This is a genomic window from Aeromicrobium sp. (assembly GCF_036675695.1).
Lineage (GTDB): Bacteria > Actinomycetota > Actinomycetes > Propionibacteriales > Nocardioidaceae > Aeromicrobium.
Window position 1 is genome coordinate 1 of the sequence record NZ_JAKFEL010000024.1, and the last position, 4,805, is coordinate 4,805.

A 4,805-nucleotide genomic window follows, 5' to 3' on the forward strand; every position below is an offset into this window, starting at 1 on the left:
CCTGCCGAAGGACATCGACGGAACGCTCAAGACCGTCAACGGTGCTGAGCTCACGGTCACCGGTTCGGGCGACGACATCAAGGTCGGCGACCAGGCCAGCGTCATCTGCGGTGGCGTCCGTACGGCCAACGCGACGGTCTATCTGATCGACTCGGTGCTCATGCCGCCCGCGGCCTGATCCACGCCGCTTCACACCCGGGCGGGTCGGCTCCCAATGGAAGTCGGCCCGTCCGTCTATCTCGGCGCGGAGTCGTGTCGGAGTTGGGTGGCAGTATGGCGATATGACGTCCTTCGCCATCGAAACTCACGAGCTGGTCAAGGCATTCGGAGACAACCGCGCAGTCGACGGCATCGACCTCTCGGTCCCAACCGGCGGTGTCTACGGAGTTCTCGGCCCCAACGGCGCCGGCAAGACGACCGCGATCCGCATGCTTGCCACGCTTCTTCGCCCGACGTCGGGCAGCGCTTTGGTGCTGGGCCACGACATCATCGCTGAGGCCTCGACCGTCCGATCCAAGGTCGCCATGACTGGTCAGTTCGCCTCTCTCGACGAAGACCTGACCGGCACCGAAAATCTGGTGATGCTCGGTCGGCTCTACGGCTTCAGCTGGGCCGACGCGCGCAAGCGTTCCGCTGACCTGCTTGACGCCTTCGGGCTCGAAGAGGCCGGAGACCGCCAAGTCAAGAAGTACTCCGGCGGTATGCGCCGCCGCATCGACATCGCCGGCAGCATCGTGGTCCGTCCCGAGCTGATGTTCCTCGACGAACCGACCACGGGTCTTGATCCTCGAAGCCGCAACCAGGTGTGGGACATCGTTCGCGCGTTGGTCGCTGCGGGCACGACAGTCCTGCTGACGACTCAATACCTTGACGAAGCCGACCAGCTGGCCGACCGCATTGCCGTGATTGATCGCGGCAAGGTCATCGCAGAGGGCACCAGCGGCGAGCTCAAGGCGTCAGTTGGCAGCGGTGCGCTCCACGTACGAGTTGCGGACCCCGAGCAGAGAGCCGAGGCAGCCAGGCTGATGGAGTCGACGCTCGAAGGATCGGCAACGCTCGAGGGCGATCCTGCCGCGATCAGCATGCGCGTCAGCGATCCCGAGAACGTACCGGCCGCGCTCGCGCAGCTGCGCGACCACGGCATATCGACGACCGAGTTCTCGCTCGGACAACCCAGCCTCGATGAGGTGTTCCTCGCTCTCACCGGAGAGCACGTCCAAGCTGAAGACGAGGCCGAGGAGGCCACCGTATGACCACCGCCGCTCCTGCCCAGCTCGACTCCAAGGTCGCTGCCGCTCTCGGCTCGGGCACCCGCCCGAGTCCGGCGTCGCCGATCTCGTCGTCATTGACGTTCGGATGGCGAGCCCTGCTCAAGATCAAGCACGTCCCCGAGCAGCTCTTCGACGTGACGATGTTCCCCATCATGTTCACGCTGATGTTCACCTACATCTTCGGTGGGGCGTTGAGTGGATCGCCTTCCGAATACCTTCCCTACCTCGCGCCGGGCATCTTGGTGCAGACCGTCGTGATGATCACGATGTACACCGCGATGACGATCAACAACGACATCGAGAAGGGCGTCTTCGACCGGATCCGGTCACTCCCGGTCTGGCGACCGTCGCTGCTCGTGGGCTCCCTGCTGGGCGACAGCCTCCGCTACACGATGGCGTCGACCGTGATCATGGTCGTCACTTTCCTGCTCGGCTATCGCGCGCCGGGTGGCTTCATGGGTGTCGTCGCCGCGATTCTCCTGCTGCTCGTCTTCTGCTTCAGCCTGAGCTGGATCTGGACTCTTCTCGGCTTCAAGCTCCGCACACCCAATGCCGTGATGGGCGTCAGCATGATGGTGCTCTTCCCGCTGACGTTCGCCTCCAACGTCTTCGTCCCGATCGAGACGATGCCGGGATGGCTTGAGTCAGTGGTGAAGTACAACCCGGTCACGATCCTGGTGGACGCCGCCCGCAGCCTGATGGACGGCAACCCCGACAGCGGCGCGATTGTCACAGTTCTGATCATGTCGGGAGTCCTGGTGGCGGTCTTCGGCCCGCTCACCATGCGCGTGTTCGCAAACAAGAGCTGACGGGTATGGGCTCGATCCAACTGATCCGCCACGGCCAGGCGTCCTGGGGTGCTGAGGACTACGACCTGCTCTCTGAACTGGGACAGAAGCAGTCGACCGCACTCGGCATGTCCTGGGAAGCCTCGGACTGGTCGCCGACTGCCGCCGTTGCCGGATCCATGAAGCGCCACGCGCAGACCGCGATCTCAGCGATCGACGCATGTGGGCATGGCGAGGGCTATGACGTCGATGAGGGCTGGAACGAGTTCGACCACATCGCCATCGCGAGAGCGCACGATCCGACCTCTCTGACCCAGGATCCCAAGGCGTTCCAGGCGATGCTCAACGTTGCCCTCGACGGCTGGATCGCCGGAGGCGAGGGTGCTGGCGAGAGCTATCAGCAGTTCGTTGAGCGGGTCATGAAGGCGTTTGATCGCGTAGTTCTGGCAGCCGGCTCCGGCCGGTCTGTGGCGGTGTTCACCTCCGGTGGCCCGATCGCGTTGGTCACGTCTCATCTGCTCACTGGCGGCGCCACACTGTTCCAGCGCATCAACGACGTCGTCATCAACGCCAGCGTCACCACGGTGATCGTCGGACAGTCCGGACCGAGGTTGCTGACGTTCAACGAGCACGGTCACCTCCCCCGTGACCTGGTCACGTACAGGTGACCTCTCGCGCGCGTAACATCGAAGGATCGGGAGCAAGGATCCTTCGTGACAGTCGACATCGAACCTCAGCAGCGCACCTCGGAAGGTGCAGCTGACAGTGACCACCCGCTTCGCCCTCTCAAGGAGCTCGGCTCGTTGGGTTGGCTCGCGATCGTTGCTGCCGCGTCACTTGCCGCTGGTGCCATCCACGCGACCGCAATCGGAGCTCACAGCGAACACCGCCAGGCAGCCCTGATCTTCACGCTCACCGCGGTGGCTCAGCTAGGTGTCGGCGTCTCAGCGCTCATGCGCCCCGGCCCTGGCTTGCTCACGTTCGGCGCGATGGCGAACGTCGGCGCCGTCCTCGGCTGGGTTCTCGCCAAGACGGTCGGACTGCCCTTCGAAGGCCTCGACGCAGCCGAGCCGCTGCAACGAGCCGACACCTTGGCCGCGATCCTGGCATCGGTTGCAGCCCTCGCTGCGATGGCGCACCTGCGCACGTTCGGAACGTCGCGGCTGATCCGTCACCCGCTGCTGGTCGCTGCCGTCGCGTTGGCCGTGGCGGCACTGTCAGTTCCGGGCATGCTCGCCACGGGTGGTCACGCACACGCCGGCACCGATGACCAAGCCCACGCTGTGGCGAAGCCATACGACCCCGCGCTGCCGATCGATCTCAGCGGCACGCCCGGCGTGACGCTCAAGCAGCAGGCCGCGGCGGAGAATCTCATTGCCATCACCCTGCTTCGGCTCCCGCAGTTCTCCGATGCCAGCAAGCTCGAGGCCCAGGGTTTCAAGTCGATCGGCGATGGGTTCTCCGGCTTCGAGCACTACCTCAACGTCGACAACATGGCTGACGGCAACATCCTTGATCCCGACCGTCCGGAGTCACTCGTCTACGACACAACCCAGACGCCCAAGAAGCTCGTCTCGGCGATGTACATGCTGAATCCCGGAGACACGCTCGACGACGTGCCCGAGCTGGGCGGCCGACTCACGCAGTGGCACATCCACGACAACCTCTGCTTCGCCGACGGCAAGGTGGTCGGGCTGATCAATCCCGGCCAGCCGTGCCCACCCGGATCGAGTATCGGTGCCGCGGTGCCGATGATCCACGTATGGATTGAGCCGCACCGGTGTGGACCGTTCGCAGCGCTCGAGGGCGTTGCCGCAGGATCGGTCAAAAAGGGCGAGGTCACCCTCTGCGATCACAAGCACGGAGCGACTTGACCCAATCCGGATACCGCTAGTATCTGAACATGAAGATCGCCCCAGACTCGCGTGTCCTGATCACCGGAGGCGCCTCGGGCCTCGGCCTCGCACTGGTCCTCCAGCTCGTCGAGCGCGGAGCCCGTGTGCTTGCAACTGACGTTCACGAGGAGATCCCGGAGTCCCTGCGAGGACTCGAGGGTGTCTCCTACCTGACGCTCAACGTGACGCAGGACGTCGACTGGGCCAAGGCTCGCGACTGGGTGACGGAGACGTGGGACGGCCTCGACTACCTGTTCAACAACGCAGGTGTGGCTGCCGGAGGTCGGATCGAGCTGTCCGAGATGGACCAGTGGCAGTGGATCGTCGACATCAACCTGCTTGGTGTCGCACGCGGTTGCCGTACGTTCACTCCGCTCATGAAGGAACAAGGCAGCGGCCACATCATCAACACTGCATCCGCCGCCGGCCTGATTCATCCACCGCGGATGACGGAGTACGTCGCGGTCAAGGCGGGTGTCGTCGCGATCAGCGAGTCCCTGTTCCACGAGCTCAAGCCGTACGGCGTCAAGGTCTCGGTGATCTGCCCGACCTTCTTCAAGACCAACCTCACCGAGTCGCTCCGCGGCAAGGACGAGCAGGCCAACAAGTCAGCCGCCAAGCTGATCGACAAGGCCAAGCTGTCCGCCGACACGATCGCGGCAAGGGTCATCAGCGGCATCGAGAAGGACCGGCACATCATCCTCACCGACCGAGAAGGCAAGGTGGCCTACGCGGCCAAGCGATTTGCGCGCCCGCTGTACTACTCGATGATGAAGAAGGCTTCATTCCAGATGGCGAAGAAGGACTGACATGCGCAAGAACGTTCTGATCACCGGAGCAAGCTCCGGCCT

6 protein-coding genes are annotated in these 4,805 nt (G+C 64.1%); all 6 read left to right on the top strand.

Annotation, left to right across the window (positions count from 1 at the left end):
* Window positions 1–13 precede the first annotated feature (13 nt).
* Complete coding sequence (locus V6M39_RS01185) at window positions 14–178, top strand: fasciclin domain-containing protein (protein WP_332641829.1); 165 nt, start codon at window positions 14–16, stop codon at window positions 176–178.
* Between the two features lie 103 nt (window positions 179–281).
* Window positions 282–1,253, top strand: coding sequence for an ATP-binding cassette domain-containing protein (locus V6M39_RS01190; RefSeq protein ID WP_332641824.1), 972 nt, complete (start codon window positions 282–284; stop codon window positions 1,251–1,253).
* Window positions 1,250–2,080, top strand: a complete 831-nt coding sequence (locus tag V6M39_RS01195) for an ABC transporter permease (RefSeq protein ID WP_332641825.1) — start codon at window positions 1,250–1,252, stop codon at window positions 2,078–2,080. Before V6M39_RS01190 ends, V6M39_RS01195 begins: the two co-directional genes overlap by 4 nt.
* A gap of 5 nt (window positions 2,081–2,085) precedes the next feature.
* Window positions 2,086–2,727, top strand: a complete 642-nt coding sequence (locus V6M39_RS01200; RefSeq protein WP_332641826.1) for a histidine phosphatase family protein — start codon at window positions 2,086–2,088, stop codon at window positions 2,725–2,727.
* 45 nt (window positions 2,728–2,772) lie between these two features.
* Window positions 2,773–3,933, top strand: coding sequence for a hypothetical protein (locus tag V6M39_RS01205; protein ID WP_332641827.1), 1,161 nt, complete (start codon window positions 2,773–2,775; stop codon window positions 3,931–3,933).
* Between the two features lie 29 nt (window positions 3,934–3,962).
* Window positions 3,963–4,763, top strand: coding sequence for an SDR family NAD(P)-dependent oxidoreductase (locus V6M39_RS01210; RefSeq protein WP_332641828.1), 801 nt, complete (start codon window positions 3,963–3,965; stop codon window positions 4,761–4,763).
* Window positions 4,764–4,805 lie beyond the last annotated feature (42 nt).